At 69.0% G+C, this 13,661-nt stretch carries 16 protein-coding genes; 3 read left to right on the forward strand and 13 right to left on the reverse strand.

Annotated elements, in window-relative coordinates:
- The 10 genes from ACZ6ZD_RS04195 to ACZ6ZD_RS04240 form a co-directional block, all read right to left on the reverse strand.
- Positions 1-774, reverse strand: coding sequence for an MlaE family ABC transporter permease (locus ACZ6ZD_RS04195; protein ID WP_465668173.1), 774 nt, complete (start codon positions 772-774; stop codon positions 1-3).
- Positions 771-1,718 carry an ATP-binding cassette domain-containing protein gene (locus tag ACZ6ZD_RS04200; protein WP_171674875.1) on the reverse strand — a complete coding sequence of 316 codons (948 nt, stop codon included), beginning with the start codon at positions 1,716-1,718 and terminating at the stop codon, positions 771-773. The genes ACZ6ZD_RS04195 and ACZ6ZD_RS04200 overlap by 4 nt, the downstream gene beginning before the upstream one ends.
- Before the next feature lie 224 nt (positions 1,719-1,942).
- Positions 1,943-2,332 (reverse strand): 50S ribosomal protein L7/L12, encoded by a 390-nt coding sequence (rplL, locus tag ACZ6ZD_RS04205; protein WP_171674876.1) that lies wholly within the window; start codon positions 2,330-2,332, stop codon positions 1,943-1,945.
- Positions 2,333-2,391: 59 nt separating this feature from the next.
- Entirely contained in the window at positions 2,392-3,009 is a 618-nt protein-coding gene (gene rplJ / locus ACZ6ZD_RS04210; RefSeq protein ID WP_465668176.1) for a 50S ribosomal protein L10, read from the reverse strand.
- Between the two features lie 212 nt (positions 3,010-3,221).
- Positions 3,222-4,415 (reverse strand): MFS transporter, encoded by a 1,194-nt coding sequence (locus tag ACZ6ZD_RS04215; RefSeq protein WP_465668178.1) that lies wholly within the window; start codon positions 4,413-4,415, stop codon positions 3,222-3,224.
- A 71-nt stretch (positions 4,416-4,486) separates the two neighbouring features.
- On the reverse strand, positions 4,487-4,933 hold the full coding sequence (locus tag ACZ6ZD_RS04220) for a PIN domain-containing protein (protein ID WP_465668180.1): 447 nt from the start codon (positions 4,931-4,933) through the stop codon (positions 4,487-4,489).
- Complete coding sequence (locus ACZ6ZD_RS04225) at positions 4,923-5,192, reverse strand: type II toxin-antitoxin system Phd/YefM family antitoxin (protein ID WP_465668182.1); 270 nt, start codon at positions 5,190-5,192, stop codon at positions 4,923-4,925. The genes ACZ6ZD_RS04220 and ACZ6ZD_RS04225 overlap by 11 nt, the downstream gene beginning before the upstream one ends.
- A gap of 61 nt (positions 5,193-5,253) precedes the next feature.
- Positions 5,254-5,670: a RidA family protein gene (locus tag ACZ6ZD_RS04230; protein WP_465668184.1), complete on the reverse strand. Its 417-nt coding sequence runs from the start codon at positions 5,668-5,670 to the stop codon at positions 5,254-5,256.
- A 3-nt stretch (positions 5,671-5,673) separates the two neighbouring features.
- Positions 5,674-6,408, reverse strand: a complete 735-nt coding sequence (locus tag ACZ6ZD_RS04235) for an IclR family transcriptional regulator (RefSeq protein WP_465668186.1) — start codon at positions 6,406-6,408, stop codon at positions 5,674-5,676.
- A complete protein-coding gene (locus ACZ6ZD_RS04240; protein ID WP_465668188.1) occupies positions 6,405-7,373 on the reverse strand; it encodes a sugar kinase in 969 nt (322 codons plus the stop codon). Before ACZ6ZD_RS04240 ends, ACZ6ZD_RS04235 begins: the two co-directional genes overlap by 4 nt.
- Before the next feature lie 140 nt (positions 7,374-7,513).
- Between ACZ6ZD_RS04240 and ACZ6ZD_RS04245 the strand changes: the two genes are divergently transcribed.
- From ACZ6ZD_RS04245 to ACZ6ZD_RS04255, 3 genes are read left to right on the forward strand one after another with little or no spacing between them, the layout of a single operon-like run.
- Positions 7,514-8,812 carry a type III PLP-dependent enzyme domain-containing protein gene (locus ACZ6ZD_RS04245; RefSeq protein WP_465668190.1) on the forward strand — a complete coding sequence of 433 codons (1,299 nt, stop codon included), beginning with the start codon at positions 7,514-7,516 and terminating at the stop codon, positions 8,810-8,812.
- Between the two features lies 1 nt (position 8,813).
- The gene (locus ACZ6ZD_RS04250; protein WP_465668192.1) at positions 8,814-10,406 is read left to right on the forward strand and encodes an N-acyl-D-amino-acid deacylase family protein; all 1,593 of its coding nucleotides are present in this window, start codon (positions 8,814-8,816) and stop codon (positions 10,404-10,406) included.
- 12 nt (positions 10,407-10,418) lie between these two features.
- Positions 10,419-11,054 carry a bifunctional 4-hydroxy-2-oxoglutarate aldolase/2-dehydro-3-deoxy-phosphogluconate aldolase gene (locus ACZ6ZD_RS04255; protein WP_465668194.1) on the forward strand — a complete coding sequence of 212 codons (636 nt, stop codon included), beginning with the start codon at positions 10,419-10,421 and terminating at the stop codon, positions 11,052-11,054.
- Here ACZ6ZD_RS04255 and ACZ6ZD_RS04260 read toward each other — a convergent pair.
- From ACZ6ZD_RS04260 to ACZ6ZD_RS04270, 3 genes are read right to left on the reverse strand one after another with little or no spacing between them, the layout of a single operon-like run.
- On the reverse strand, positions 11,047-11,685 hold the full coding sequence (locus ACZ6ZD_RS04260) for a hypothetical protein (RefSeq protein ID WP_465668196.1): 639 nt from the start codon (positions 11,683-11,685) through the stop codon (positions 11,047-11,049). The two genes, ACZ6ZD_RS04255 and ACZ6ZD_RS04260, sit on opposite strands and share 8 nt — an antisense overlap.
- The gene (locus tag ACZ6ZD_RS04265) at positions 11,685-12,329 is read right to left on the reverse strand and encodes a response regulator transcription factor (protein WP_465672614.1); all 645 of its coding nucleotides are present in this window, start codon (positions 12,327-12,329) and stop codon (positions 11,685-11,687) included. The genes ACZ6ZD_RS04260 and ACZ6ZD_RS04265 overlap by 1 nt, the downstream gene beginning before the upstream one ends.
- A gap of 5 nt (positions 12,330-12,334) precedes the next feature.
- Entirely contained in the window at positions 12,335-13,588 is a 1,254-nt protein-coding gene (locus ACZ6ZD_RS04270; RefSeq protein WP_465668198.1) for a sensor histidine kinase, read from the reverse strand.
- Positions 13,589-13,661: the final 73 nt, after the last annotated feature.

Below are 13,661 nucleotides of genomic sequence, written 5' to 3' on the forward strand. Positions count from 1 at the left end.
TCAGGCCCCCTTCGGCGGGACGAGCTGGAAGTAGATCGCGGTCATCGAGAAGTTCGCGACGAACAGCAGCATGAACGTGATCACGACCGACTGGTTCACCGCGTCGCCGACGCCCTTCGGGCCGCCGCCCGCGTTCATCCCCTTGTACGACGCGACGACAGCCGCGATGAACCCGAAGACGAGCGCCTTCGCCTGCCCCTGCCACAGGTCGGGCAGGTGCGCGAGCGCGGTGAAACTGGCTATGTAGCTGCCTGGGGTGCCGTCCTGGAGGACGACGTTGAAGACGTAACCGCCCATCACACCGACCACGCTGACGAAACCGTTCAGGAAGAAGGCGACCAGCATCGTCGCCAGCACCCGCGGCACCACCAGCCGGTGGATCGGGTCGATCCCGAGCACCATCATCGCGTCCAGCTCTTCGCGGATCTTGCGCGCGCCGAGGTCGGCGCAGATCGCCGAGCCGCCGGCGCCCGCGATCAGCAGCGCGGTCGCGATCGGCGACGCCTCCCGGACGACGGCCAGCACCGCGGCCGAGCCGGTGAAGGCCTGTGCGCCGAACTGCTTGATCAGGCCGCCGACCTGCAACGCGATCACGGCCCCGAACGGGATCGCGACCAGCGCGGTCGGGATGATCGTCACACTCGCCACGAACCACGCCTGCTGGAGGAACTCCTTCAGCTGGAACGGACGGCGGACCGACGCCCGCATCGTGTCGAGCGTGAAGGCGAACAGTGAGCCGGCGTGCTTCAGCGGGGCGGTGGCCGAAAAAGTCACGTAGCGCCCACCACGTCGGATGCGAACGAGCCGGGCGGCGGGGTCACCCCGTGCTCCCGGCACCATTCGCCGGGCGGGCGCTGGGTCGGCCGCAGGACGCCGGAGCTCGGCAACTGCTGGATCGGGATCGGCGGCAGCGGCGGCAGCTCCTGGTCGGCCTCGCGAGCGAGCTCGTCGGCGTCCTTCTCCTCGGACATGCCGATCGGGCCGACGCGCTGCGCGTTCAGGAACTGGCGGACCACCGGCTCCTCACTGGACAGCAGCATCTCCCGCGGGCCGAACATCGCCAGATGCCGGTGGTAGAGCAGGCCGATGTTGTCCGGGACGGTACGCGCGGTGTTGATGTCGTGGGTGACGATCAGGCAGGTCGCCTGGGTCATCTCGTTCAGGTCGATGATCAGCTGGTTCAGGAACGCCGTCCGGACCGGGTCGAGACCGGAATCCGGCTCGTCGAACAGCAGGATCTCGGGCTCCAGCACCAGCGCCCGGGCCAGGCCGGCGCGTTTCCGCATCCCGCCGGAGATCTCGCCGGGGAGCTTGCGCTCCGCGCCGACCAGACCGACCATCTCCATCTTCTCCATCACGATGGAGCGGACCTCGGATTCGGATTTCTTGGTGTGCTCGCGGAGCGGGAACGCGACGTTGTCGTACAGGTTCATCGAGCCGAACATCGCGCCGTCCTGGAACAGGACGCCGAACAGCTTGCGGATCTCGTAGAGGTCGCGCTCGCTACAGGTCGCGATATCGGTGCCCTCGATGTGCACATGGCCCTTGTCGGGTTTCAGCAGACCGATCAGTGTCTTGAGGAATACGGACTTACCGGTTCCGGAGGGGCCCAGCATCACGCAGATCTCACCGGCCGGCAGGGTCAGGGACACATCGCCCCAGATCAGCTGGCTACCAAAGGATTTGGTGAGACCTTCGACGCGGACTTCTACGCCCACCGGTCCTCCTCACGGGATCTACGTACATGCCCCGAAACCGACGAGTACTTCGATTCCAACGAGGGAGCAGTGGCCTAGGTTACGCACGAGTACGGTTTTGCGTAACCCCTCAAAGTCAAGCGATTGCGATCGTAGCCATGGCGAAAGCGAGAAGGGCGGCCCCCGTCACGGGGACCGCCCTTCTCTACACATTCGTTACGCGCCTTGACGGAGCGTAACTGAGGTCACTTGAGCGTGACGGTGGCGCCGGCGCCCTCGAGGGCCTCCTTGGCCTTCTCCGCGGCAGCCTTGTCGACCTTCTCCAGGATCGCCTTCGGGGCGGACTCAACCAGGTCCTTGGCCTCCTTCAGCCCAAGGCTGGTGAGACCGCGCACCTCCTTGATGACCTGGATCTTCTTGTCGCCGGCCGACTCCAGGACGACGTCGAACTCGTCCTGCTCGGCGGCCTCCTCGCCACCACCGGCGCCACCGGCGACCGGGGCAGCGGCAACGGCGACCGGAGCGGCGGCGGTGACGCCGAACTCCTCTTCGAATGCCTTAACGAACTCCGACAGCTCCAGCAGGGTCAGTTCCTTGAACTGGCCGAGGAGCTCTTCGGTGCTGAGCTTCGCCATGATGGCGGTCCTTCCTAACGGTGGATCACTGAAATGGGGTGATGCTGGTGAGATCTGCCTCAGCTGTCAGCTGCGGCGGTCTCCTCGGTGCTCGCCTCGGCAGGTGCGTCGACCGTGTCCTGCACGGTCTCCTCGGCCGCGGCCTCGGGAGCCGCAGCCCCGTCCGCCGGCAGCGTGTCCTGCAGCGCCGCGAACAGGCGCGCGGCCTGCGACAGCGGAGCAGCGAACAGCGACACCGCTTGCTGCGGGGCCGCCTTCATCGCACCTGCGAGCTTCGCGAGGAGGACCTCACGCGACTCCAGGTCAGCGAGCTTGCTGATCTCGTCAGAGCTGAGCGGCTTGCCGTCGAGCACGCCGCCCTTGATGACGAGAAGGGGATTCGCCTTGGCGAAGTCACGCAGACCCTTGGCCGCAACCACCGCGTCGCCCTTGATGAAGGCGATGGCCGACGGACCGGCGAGCAGCGAGTCGAACGACTCCACCCCCGCGTCCTTGGCCGCGATCTTGGTCAGCGTGTTCTTCACCACGGCGTAGTTCACGTCGTCACCGAGCGCAGTCCGCAAGTTCTTCAGCTGCGCCACGGTAAGTCCGCGGTACTCGGTCAGCACGGCGCCGTTCGAGCTACGGAACTCGTCCGCCAGCTCCGCGACTGCGGCTGCCTTGTCCGGCCTCGCCATGGGTTCTCCTTCGATTGGCTTACGCGCCGGAGACCCCTGAAAACGAAAACGCCCCTGCACAGGCGGCAAGGGCGTGAACATACACTCACACTTCTCATCACCTGCGCGGGCCGCCCACCTGAGTGGGACTTTCAGCTACCTAGGGCAGCCACCAGCGGTCTTCGGCAAGATTCATTGTGCCCGACCGCATTGCTGAGACCAAATCGGCGGCCTCAGCCGGTGTTCACCGGTTGCGGCCGGGGCGGGATCCAGCGCTGCATCGCGGCCGCGGCGCCCCACCCGACCCCCGCCATGATGACGATCGCCGGGCCCAGCCCGAGAACCGCCGTCGCACCGGCGAGCAACAACGGCCCGGAGCCGTTGCCGGTGTCGGCGAACAAGCGGAAGGCGCCGAGGAACTGCGCCCGGCCGACGGGTGGTGACGCGTCGGCGCCGAGCGTCATGATGACGCCGGCGCCGAGCCCGTTGCCGACCCCCATCAGGAGGGCGACGGCCGTCAGGGTGGCCGTGGAGTGGGTCAGCGGGAGGAGCAGGTGTGCGGAGCCGAGGACGAACATGGACGGCACTGCTACCCACTTGCGGCCCATCCGGTCCATGATCGAGCCGGCTGGGTAGAACAGGAGCATGTCGACCGCGCCCGACAGCCCGAAGACGATGCTGGTCATCTGCGGGTCCAGGCCGATGTGCAAGGCCCACAAGGGGATGACGACCTGTCGTGACGCTCGGACTGCCCCGACCAGGAGCGCTCCGACCCCGAGGGTGCGCAGAACCGGCAGGTGCTCGCGGATCACGCTCCAGGTGGATTGGGCGGCGACCGGCTGGCTGTCGCGGCGTCGGCGTACGTGCTCGATGTCCGGCAGGCTGACCAGCACGATGCAGGCCAGGGCGGCGCCGACCAGGTGCACCCAGTAGGCGCCGTCCGTACCGAGGAAGCGCATCGCGAACGCACCGAGGAACGGCCCGATGAACGAGCCGATCCGCTGGACGCCGCCCAGCGTGGACAGCGCCCGAGCACGCAGCTCGATCGGCACCGCCTCACTCAGGTAGGCCTGCCGAGCCAGCCCCCACACCGACCCGGCCAGCCCGGTCACCCCGATGGCCAGGGCCAGCATCCACACCGTCGGCGCCAGCAGGCACCCGACCAGGGCGAGCGTGACCAACACGGTCGCACCGAGCATCGCCCGGCGTTCGCCGATCTTGTTGGTCAGCGCGCCAGCCGGCACATCACCGATGACCTGCCCCAACCCAGCCGCCGCAACCACCACACCGGCAACAGCAGGCGACGCGCCCAAATGCGTAGCCGAGACCGCGATGACCGGCGCGATAGCGCCCTGCCCGATCCCGTAGAGCAACGCAGGCACATAGACCGACGGCGCGATCTTGAGCAGGGCCGCCGGACTAGCCATCAGTTGCACCATCGCTGGTTTCCTGCATACAAAAACCCTAACGCCCCACCTCGGAGCCCTCCGGCCGCGGCTCAACCACCGGAATGCGGCACGGGTACCACCGTCAGCAACGTCTCCAGGCCTTTGAAGTCGTCCGGATTGACCGTGAACAACGGCAGGCCTTCGGCCACCGCGATACTCGCGATCATCAGGTCGGCGATGCGACCGCGCGGCGACCGGCCGCCGGAAATGACGGCCGCGCACACCCGGCCGTAGATCCGCGCCGCTTCGGTATCGAACGGAATCGGGTCGAACTCGTTCTCCGCGCGCTGCAGGACGTCCATTCGGGACGCGCGTTCGAGGTGCTCGTCGTACGCGTTCTGCTCATCGTTCCGGCGCACCTGGTGCGGCCCCGCGGACAACTCGGCGAGCGTGACAGCGGTGATCGCCATCTCGTCCGGCAGCGAGCTGGGATCGATCCCCGCCCGCAGGATCACCACATTCGTATCGAGGAGACCCTGCGCGTACTCACCGGCCATAGGAGTCGTCGAGTTCGTGATCGGCGAAGGCGTCCTGATCTGCCCGGAACGCTTCCAGCGAGATCGTCGGCGCGGTCCGCGACATCGCCGCGAACTCTTCGCGCGGGACGAACCTGCGCCTGCGCCGCAAGGGGATCAGCTCGCCGATGCGATGACCATCGCGAGTGACGGTGAAGGACTGACCGCCCTGGACGGCGTCCATGATCTCCTTCGATCGCATGCGCAGATCGCGCTGCGTGATCTCGGATTGCCCACTCATACCTGCAGGGTATCCCGTGGTGCCACGTAGTGCTACATATTGCCACTACGTGGCAGGACGGTCAGCTCAGGACGGCGAGGGCGTCGATCTCGACGAGCATGTCGGGCAGCGGGAGGCCGGTGAAGACGGTGGTGCGCGACGGCAGGACGCCGCTCGGGGTGCGGCCGTCGAGGAACTCGGCGTACGCCTCGTTCATGAGGCCGAAGTCCTCGCGCTTGGTCAGGTAGACGCGCAGCATCAGGACGTCGTCGAAGGTGGCGCCGCCGGCGACCAGGATCGCCTCGATGTTCTGCAGGACGCGGGTGGTCTGGGCCTTCACGTCGCCGACGAAGACGAACTCGCTGGTGGCCGGGTCGACCGAGCCCTGGCCGGACACCTGCAGCACGTTGCCCTTGCGGACGCCCTGCGAGAACACGGGCATCGGAGCGGGCGCGTCGGTGGTGGTGACTGCGGTCTTGTCGGACATCTGGTCGGACACCTCTCAGTTGTAATCGGCGCTGATCGCCTTGGTGGTGGCGAGCAGCTCGGGCAGGAGCTCCAGCACCTGCTCATAGTTCAGTAATACATCTGGCACCGATACGGAGACAGCCCCGACCACACGGCCCGCGTGGTCGACGATCGGCGCACCGATGCAGTTCATGAAGGACTCATGCTCACCCTTGTCCTGACCCCAGCCGTTGGCGCGGACGGCGTCCAGCTCGTCACGCAGGGCATCCGGGCCGGTGAGCGTCTGTGGCGTGTAGGCGTGGTAGTCCAGCGAGGCCAGCACCGCCTCCCGCTGGCGCTTCGGCTGTGCGGCCAGCAACACCTTTCCGACCGCAGTGCAGTGCAGCGCGGCCGGTACGCCGACCTGCGAGTACATCCGCACTGTGCGGACGCTGTCGAGCTTGTCGACGTACAGGGCCTCGCCGTTCTCCCAGGCAGCCAGATGGACGGTCTGTCCGGTCTTCTGGTTCAGCTGGCGCAGATGCGGCGCGGCAACCTCTCGGACGACGTGCTGCTCGCGGGCGGCGTCCGCCAACGCGAACAAGCGGGAGCCGAGGCGGTAGCGATGCTGGTCGTCTCGGCGCACAAAGCGGTCCGCCTCCATCGTGCGCAGGAGGCGCAGCACGGTGGTCTTGTGCACACCGAGCTCGGTCGCGAGCTGGTCGAGCGACCGGTCGCCTTCACCGAGGCTGGCCAGGATCTGTAGGGCTCTCGCGAGGCTCTGACTCATAGCTTGGTCGCCGCCCACTCTTCGTCCGAGCAAGCCAGCAGCCTGGCCTTGAGAGCCGGATCCAGCGGCGCTGCGTGGTCTTGCGGCACCGCAAGTACCGCTGCGGCGTTCAGATGTCCAAGGCGGAGTCGCTGCTGCATCGGGAGGCCTTCGAGCGTGCCAGCCAGGAAGCCGGCCGCGAAGGCGTCTCCAGCCCCGACCGGCTCGACGACCTGCACGGTGAGTGCGGGGACGTCGGTCCGGCCCTCAGGAGTCAACGCCGTCGCTGTATGCGCGTCGTTCTTCACGACCAGCACGCACCGACCGCCGAGCCGCTCATGCAGCTCAACAGGGTCGCTGGTGCCAGCAAACACCAGCGCCTCATCAGCACCGATCAGAACGATGTCTGCAGCCTTCAGCAGCTGCCACAACGGCTCCGGGTCTTTGTTGCGCCAGAGCACCGGTCGCCAGTTCAGGTCCACGCTCAGCGTGTAGCCCCCACTGAGCGCGTTGACCATCGCTGCAGTGTCATCCGACAGCGCTGCGGTAATGCCAGTGGTGTGCACGATGCGCGCCGCGGCAAGTCGCTCGGCCACCTCCGGCCGCTCCAGGAACGCCGGGCTCATCGCGGACGCCGCCGAGCCGGTGCGGTAGTAGTGCATCCGGGAGCGCCCGTCGCGGGTTTCCTTCACGTACAGCGCGGTCGGGCGGTCCGGGTCGAGCTCGACCCCGCCAACCTCGACGCCCCGGCTCTGCAGATCTCGTAGTACCTGCTTGCCGAAACCGTCGTCGCCCAGCCGGGAGACCCAGCTGGTCCGGACGCCGAGGCCGGCCAGCCCACCGGCCACATTGCACTCGGCGCCGCCGACCGAACGGTGGAACGTCTCGACGTCCTCCAGCGGCCCGGCCGCGCCCGCGAGCATGATCATCGCCTCGCCGAGACAGACCACCGCGGCCGGATCCGTCTCGGTGCGCGGGTCGGGCATCTGCGCTCCTGGGGCCGGAGTGATGGGATAGGTGCGAAACCTGTGTCGTTGACGCACGTTTGGGCGTGATGCTACAACCGTCAGGTCAGACTACGCAATGAGCGTTGCGTAGTCTGCAACTCGAACCTCCAGGGGAACCGATGCCTGCTTACGATGCCGACGCCGTCGCCGCGCTTGCCGAGGAGCAGGTGACCCGGCGGGACAGGGTGCTGCCGCCCGCGTTCTGGGGCCGGACCGTCGCCGAGGTGCTGGCCGGCCGGCCCCGACTCTCGCAGCTGCCGACGCCGTTGATGACGCTGTCCGCGCCCGGCGTCCAGCACAACATCGAGACGCTCGCCCGCTGGTGCGCCCAGCACGGCGTCGAGCACGCACCGCACGGCAAGACCACGATGGCCCCCGCGCTCTGGGCTCAGCAGCTCGACGCGGGCGCCTGGGCGATCACGCTCGCCAATGTCTTCCACCTCGGCATCGCGCGCCAGTTCGGCGTCCGCCGGGTACTGATCGCGAACTCCGTGGTCTCCCCGCTCCAGCTGCGCTGGATCGCCGACGAGCTCGCCCGCGACCCGGAGTTCGAGGTGATGGTCTGGGCCGACTCCGTCCGGACGGTCGAGATCATGGAGGCCGCGCGCTCGGCGTACGTCGATGCCGACGCGCGCCCGCTCGACGTCATGGTCGAGCTCGGCGGGCTCGGCGGCCGTACCGGCGCTCGCGGCTTGGAGACTGCAGAGGCGGTTGCCCGCGCGGTCGCCGAGGCGTCGACGCTCCGGCTGGTCGGGCTGGCGGGCTATGAGGGCGCGGTCGGCCACGGCGTCGAGGAGACCGGGCTGGGCGAGGTGCGCGCCTTCCTGCGGGAGATGGCCGCGCTGCACGAGCGGCTGGGCAAGCTGTACGACCCGGAGGTCACTCCGATCGTCACCGCGGGCGGAAGCGAGTACTTCGAGCTGGTCGCCGAGGTCCTCGGGCCGCTGGCCCCGGCCGCGCGCGTCGTCGTCCGCTCGGGCGCCTACATCTCGCACGACGACGGCCTGTACCGCCGGGTCTCACCGCTGGGCGAGTCACCGCGGACGGACGGCGAACAGCTCGTCGCGGCGATGCACGGCTGGATGCGGATCACCTCGCAACCCGAGCCCGGGCTGGCGATCTTCGACGCCGGCCGCCGGGACTTCCCGGTCGACCAGGACATGCCCGAGCCGCAGCTGATCCGGCCGCGCGCGGACGGCGACGTCCCCCTTCCCGCAACCGGGATGGCGGTCACCAAGCTGAACGACCAGCACGGCTATCTGCAGTTCGGCGCGACCGGCGTGCAGATCGGCGACGAGCTCCGGCTCGGGCTGTCGCACCCGTGTACGGCGTTCGACAAGTGGGGTCTGATCCCGCTGATCGACGACCCGGACGCCGCTGATCCCGTCGTCGTCGGCCTGATCCGGACGTACTTCTGAGATGGCCGCCGACCTGTTGATCACCGGCGCGACCGTCCTCGATGGGACCGGCACGCCCGGCGTCACCGCGGACGTCGTCGTGGACGCCGGCCGGATCGCGGCGATCGGCGCCGAACGACCGGCCGCCCGGCGGACGATCGACGCCGACGGGCTGGTCCTCTCCCCCGGTTTCATCGACATGCACGCGCACTCCGACCTGCAGATCCTGGCCACCCCGGACCACACGGCCAAGGTCAGCCAGGGCGTCACGCTCGAGGTGCTCGGTCAGGACGGGCTCTCGTTCGCGCCGATCGACGACCCGGCCCGGGCCGCGATCCGCCGTCAGATCGCCGGCTGGAACGGCGAACCGGCCGACTTCGACTTCTCCTGGACGACCGTCGCCGGCTACCTGGACCGGCTCGACCAGGGCATCGCCTGCAACGCGGCCTACCTCGTCCCGCAGGGGACGCTGCGAATGATGGTCGTCGGCACCGAGAACCGCGCGGCGACGCCGGCCGAGCTGGCTCGGATGAAGGCGCTGCTGGCCGATGCGCTGCGCGAGGGCGCGGTCGGGATGAGCAGCGGCCTCACCTACACGCCGGGGATGTTCGCCAGCACCGACGAGCTCGTCGAGCTGTGCCGCGTCGTGGCGCAGTACGGCGGCTACTACGCGCCGCACCAGCGCTCGTACGGCCGGGGCGCGCTGGACGCGTACGGCGAGATGGTCGAGGTGGCCCGGCAGTCCGGCTGCGCGCTGCACCTCACCCACGCCGTGATGAACTTCGCGCCGAACGCGGGCCGCGGCGCCGACCTGATCGCGATGATCGACAAGGCCCTGGCCGACGGGCTCGACGTCACCACCGACACCTACCCTTACTTGCCAGGGGCAACCACTCTGGCGGCGACGCTGCCGAGCTGGACCGCCGAGGGCGGCCCGGACGCGCAGCTCGCCCGGCTCCAGGAGCCGGCCACCCGGGCCCGGATCGCCCACGAGATGGAGCAGGTCGGCTCGGACGGCTGCCACGGCTGCGTGATCGAGTGGGAGACGATCGAGATCGGCGGCGTCCGCAACCCGGCGCTCGGCCACGTCGTCGGCCGGACGGTCGCGGCGCTCGCCGCCGAGACCGGCAAACCGGCGTCCGACGTCTTCTTCGACCTGCTGGTCGCCGACGACCTCGGGACGTCGATCCTGCAGCACGTCGGCCACGAGGAGAACGTGCGCACGATCATGCGGCACCAGAGCCACACCGGCGGCTCCGACGCGATCCTGGTCGGCGGCAAACCGCACCCGCGCTCGTGGGGCACCTTCCCCCGGTATCTAAGTCGCTACGTGCGCGAGCTCGGCGTCCTCGAGCTGGCCGACTGCGTGCACCATCTGACCGGCCGCGCCGCCCGGCGGCTCGGCCTCACCGACCGCGGGCTGGTGCGCGCCGGCTACCACGCCGACCTCGTCCTCTTCGACCCCGCGACCGTCCACGACACCGCCACTTTCGAGAACCCCCGCCAACAAGCCGAAGGCATCCCGTACGTCGTCGTCAACGGCACCCCCGTCATCGACGACGGCCACCGCACCGACGACCTGCCCGGCCGAGCCATCCGTCGTACCGACGGCTGAGAGGAAACAGCTATGAGCACCCTGGACCTGCTGCGCGCGGACCGCGTCCTGACCGTCGTCCGAGCGCCGGAGATCTCGGACGCGCGAGACCTGTGCGCCGCACTGGTCGCCGGCGGCATCCACGTCGTCGAGCTGACCTACACGACGCCGGACCTGCCGCGGCACCTCGAACGCGCCGCCTCGACGTCCGCCGAGACCGGCGCGGTGGTCGGCGCCGGCACGGTCCAGACCGAGAAGCAGGCCCGGGACGCCATCGACGCCGGCGCACAGTTCCTGGTCACGCCAGGCCAGGGTCTGGAAGCCGCCGCCATCGCCGAAGCCGCGCGGACGGCCGGCGTCCCGGTCGTCCTCGGCGCGTTCACCCCCTCCGAAGTGATGACCGCACTCGCCCTCGGCTCGGACGCGGTCAAGATCTTCCCGGCCCACCACCTCGGCCCCAAGTACTTCAAGGACCTCAACGGCCCGTTCCCCGGCGTCCCCCTCGTCCCCTCCGGCGGCATCAACGCAACCAACGCCCGTGACTACCTGGACGCCGGTGCTCTCGCCGTCAGCGCCGGCACCGACGTCGTCGCCCCGGCCGAGGTCGCGGCCGGCGAGTGGCACACCATCACCGAGAAGGCCAAGGCCTTCATCGCAGCGATCAGCTGACCTCGATGCTGCCGTACCTGGTTCGCAAGTAGAGGCGATGCGGCGCGGCCGGATCGTTGGCCGCTTGGATATCAGTGGTGCCCTCGGCCGCGACCGCATCGATGGCGTACGACGTCCCACTGGGTACCCGCAAGCTGATCGCCCCTTCGCCGGCTCTGGCGGACAGCTGTCGGGGCGGCTCGTCGAACTGCATGGTCAGCGAGCCGCGTCGTCCGTCGACAGAAACCTCCGGACTACGCAGCCGACGCATCGTGACCGATGCCTCTGACTGGACCTGCAGCTTCGTCGCCGGAATTTCGACCGTCAGCTCAACCACGCAGTTTCGGTCCGGACAGCTCGCTTCGATCTCCAGCACACCCCCGACAGTGCGGACGTCGATCCGCGGTCGCTGCGCCCCGTACGTCCCGTCGGCGTGAACCCGAACCTGCTGGTCGTCCCTGCCGACCACTTGCGTCGGAACGGCCGAAACGACCCGAACGCCTTTCGGACCGACCGACGCAGCAGTCCGGTACTCGAACGGCAGTTTCCCACTGATCGCCGACACGGTGACCGCTCCGCCGCCGACCACGAGTAGAAGGAGCGGCACCAGGCCGATCAGCAGCATGCGGCGCTGCGCCGTCGTGACTGTCATCAGCCCTCCAGGAAGCGCAGCACGGCCAGTACGCGCCGGTGCTCGCCCTCGGCCGGTGCCAGCCGCAGCTTGGCGAAGATGCTGCTGATGTGTTTCTCCACTGCGCTCTCGCCGACAACAAGTGCCCTGGCGATACCGGTGTTCGACTTGCCTTCGGCCATCGCCCGCAGTACATCCTGCTCTCGCGGACTCAACGCAGCGAGCGGATCGCTCGTCCGCGAGCGCACCAGCAGTTGGGCGATCACCTCCGGATCGAGTGCGGCGCCTCCGCTCGCGACCCGACGCAGTCCGTCGAGGAACTGGTCGACGTCCGCCACCCGGTCCTTGAGCAGATAGCCGACGCCACCGGGGTTCCCGCCGATCAACTCGCTCGCGTAGCGCTCCTCGACGTACTGCGACAACACGAGGACGCCGGTCCCGGGGAACTGTTCGCGGAGTACGAGCGCCGCCCGCAGTCCCTCGTCGGTGAAAGTCGGCGGCATCCGTACGTCGACCACGCACACGTCCGGCCGGTGCTCGGCGACGGCCTTCAGCAACTCGTCACCGTCGCCTACTGCCGCGACGACTTCGCAGTCCTGCTCCTCCAGCAACCGCACGATGCCCTCGCGCAACAGCACCGAGTCCTCGGCGATCACAACTCGCAAGCTGGTCATGTGCACGGCACCTCCGCGATCAGGACGGTCGGACCGCCCACCGGACTACTGAGACCGAGCCACCCGTCGACACCGGCGACCCGATCGGACAGGCCCTGCAGGCCGGTTCCGCCACCCAGGTGCGCACCGCCCTGCCCGTCGTCCGACACCTCGATCCGCAGGGTGTCACCGACGCGGGTGACGCTGACCTGGGCCTGGGCGGCCCGTGCGTGCTTCGCGACGTTGGTGAGCGCTTCGGTCACGACGAAGTAGGCGATCGACTCCACTGTCAGCGACGGCCGCGGCTCTACGTCGACCGTCACCGACACCGGGACCGGCGACCGCGCTGCCACCGCGGACAGCGCCGCGTCCAGACCGCGGTCGGTCAGCACCGGCGGGTGCAGCCCTCGGGTCAGATCACGGATCTCGGCGATCGCCTGCAGGGCTTCGGCGTGCGCCTGCTCGATCAACGTCCGGACCGCCTGCTCGTCCTGACCGAGCCGATTCTTCGCCCGGCCCAGCGTCATCGCCAGCGACACAAGACGCTGCTGGGCGCCGTCGTGCAGGTCGCGCTCCATCCGCCGCCGCTCGGCCTCGACCGAATCAACCACCTGCTGCCTGCTGGCCACCAGTTTGCTGACCCGCTCGGTCAGCGCACTGGTCTCCGAGCGTCCGAGGAGCTGGCCCGCAAGCCACCCGTCGGCCGCCGACGCCGTCCGCATCAGTAGCGGCGTGACCAGCAGGAGGAAGGCTGCTGCGAGTGCGGCGGCGAACACAGCCCGGTCGGCGCTGGCGACCACGAACGGGCCGAGCTGTGCCCGGCCGGCGGCGAACTTCGCGAAGTACAGCGGTAACCCGATCAGGACCAGCGGGACCGACCATGCGGCCACCAGCAGCCCTCCCCACGCGGTTGCTACCGGCAACAAGAGGGCGAAGTACAGGAACTGCCGCCACAGGTTCGGGTCGCGGACCGCGTGTCGGGCGTCGGCCGGGGGCGTCAGCGCGCGGATCTGCTGGCCGCGAGTGATCCGGGCCCGGGCGCGCTCCCACCCGGCCAGTACGTAGACGCACCGGGCCGCGGCGGCACTCAGCGGGATGCCGATGAAGGCCAGCGGCCAAGCGAGCACCACGACAGCGACCGCAGCCAGCACGAGCACACCGGAGGTCAGCACGACAACGGCGTCCCCGACGAGGTGGACCGTTGCCAGCCACAAGTACGGCGAACGCCACAACTGCCACGGCCGCGTCGGAACAGCGTCGATCGTGCTCACCCCGCCAACCTACGATGCGGATGCGGTCCGGCGGCATCCGGCAAACCCACGGCCGCTACCGGGGGTTAACCCC

The organism is Kribbella sp. NPDC104218 (genome assembly GCF_055584105.1).

What these genes read in the sequence shown, in the direction of transcription:
- rplL (WP_171674876.1), bottom strand. Translation starts at nt 2,332, where the DNA reads ATGGCGAAGCTCAGCACCGAAGAGCTCCTCGGCCAGTTCAAGGAACTG.
- rplJ (WP_465668176.1), bottom strand. Translation starts at nt 3,009, where the DNA reads ATGGCGAGGCCGGACAAGGCAGCCGCAGTCGCGGAGCTGGCGGACGAG.
- ACZ6ZD_RS04215 (WP_465668178.1), bottom strand. Translation starts at nt 4,415, where the DNA reads ATGGCTAGTCCGGCGGCCCTGCTCAAGATCGCGCCGTCGGTCTATGTG.
- ACZ6ZD_RS04220 (WP_465668180.1), bottom strand. Translation starts at nt 4,933, where the DNA reads ATGGCCGGTGAGTACGCGCAGGGTCTCCTCGATACGAATGTGGTGATC.
- ACZ6ZD_RS04225 (WP_465668182.1), bottom strand. Translation starts at nt 5,192, where the DNA reads ATGAGTGGGCAATCCGAGATCACGCAGCGCGATCTGCGCATGCGATCG.
- ACZ6ZD_RS04235 (WP_465668186.1), bottom strand. Translation starts at nt 6,408, where the DNA reads ATGAGTCAGAGCCTCGCGAGAGCCCTACAGATCCTGGCCAGCCTCGGT.
- ACZ6ZD_RS04240 (WP_465668188.1), bottom strand. Translation starts at nt 7,373, where the DNA reads ATGCCCGACCCGCGCACCGAGACGGATCCGGCCGCGGTGGTCTGTCTC.
- ACZ6ZD_RS04245 (WP_465668190.1), top strand. Translation starts at nt 7,514, where the DNA reads ATGCCTGCTTACGATGCCGACGCCGTCGCCGCGCTTGCCGAGGAGCAG.
- ACZ6ZD_RS04250 (WP_465668192.1), top strand. Translation starts at nt 8,814, where the DNA reads ATGGCCGCCGACCTGTTGATCACCGGCGCGACCGTCCTCGATGGGACC.
- ACZ6ZD_RS04255 (WP_465668194.1), top strand. Translation starts at nt 10,419, where the DNA reads ATGAGCACCCTGGACCTGCTGCGCGCGGACCGCGTCCTGACCGTCGTC.
- ACZ6ZD_RS04260 (WP_465668196.1), bottom strand. Translation starts at nt 11,685, where the DNA reads ATGACAGTCACGACGGCGCAGCGCCGCATGCTGCTGATCGGCCTGGTG.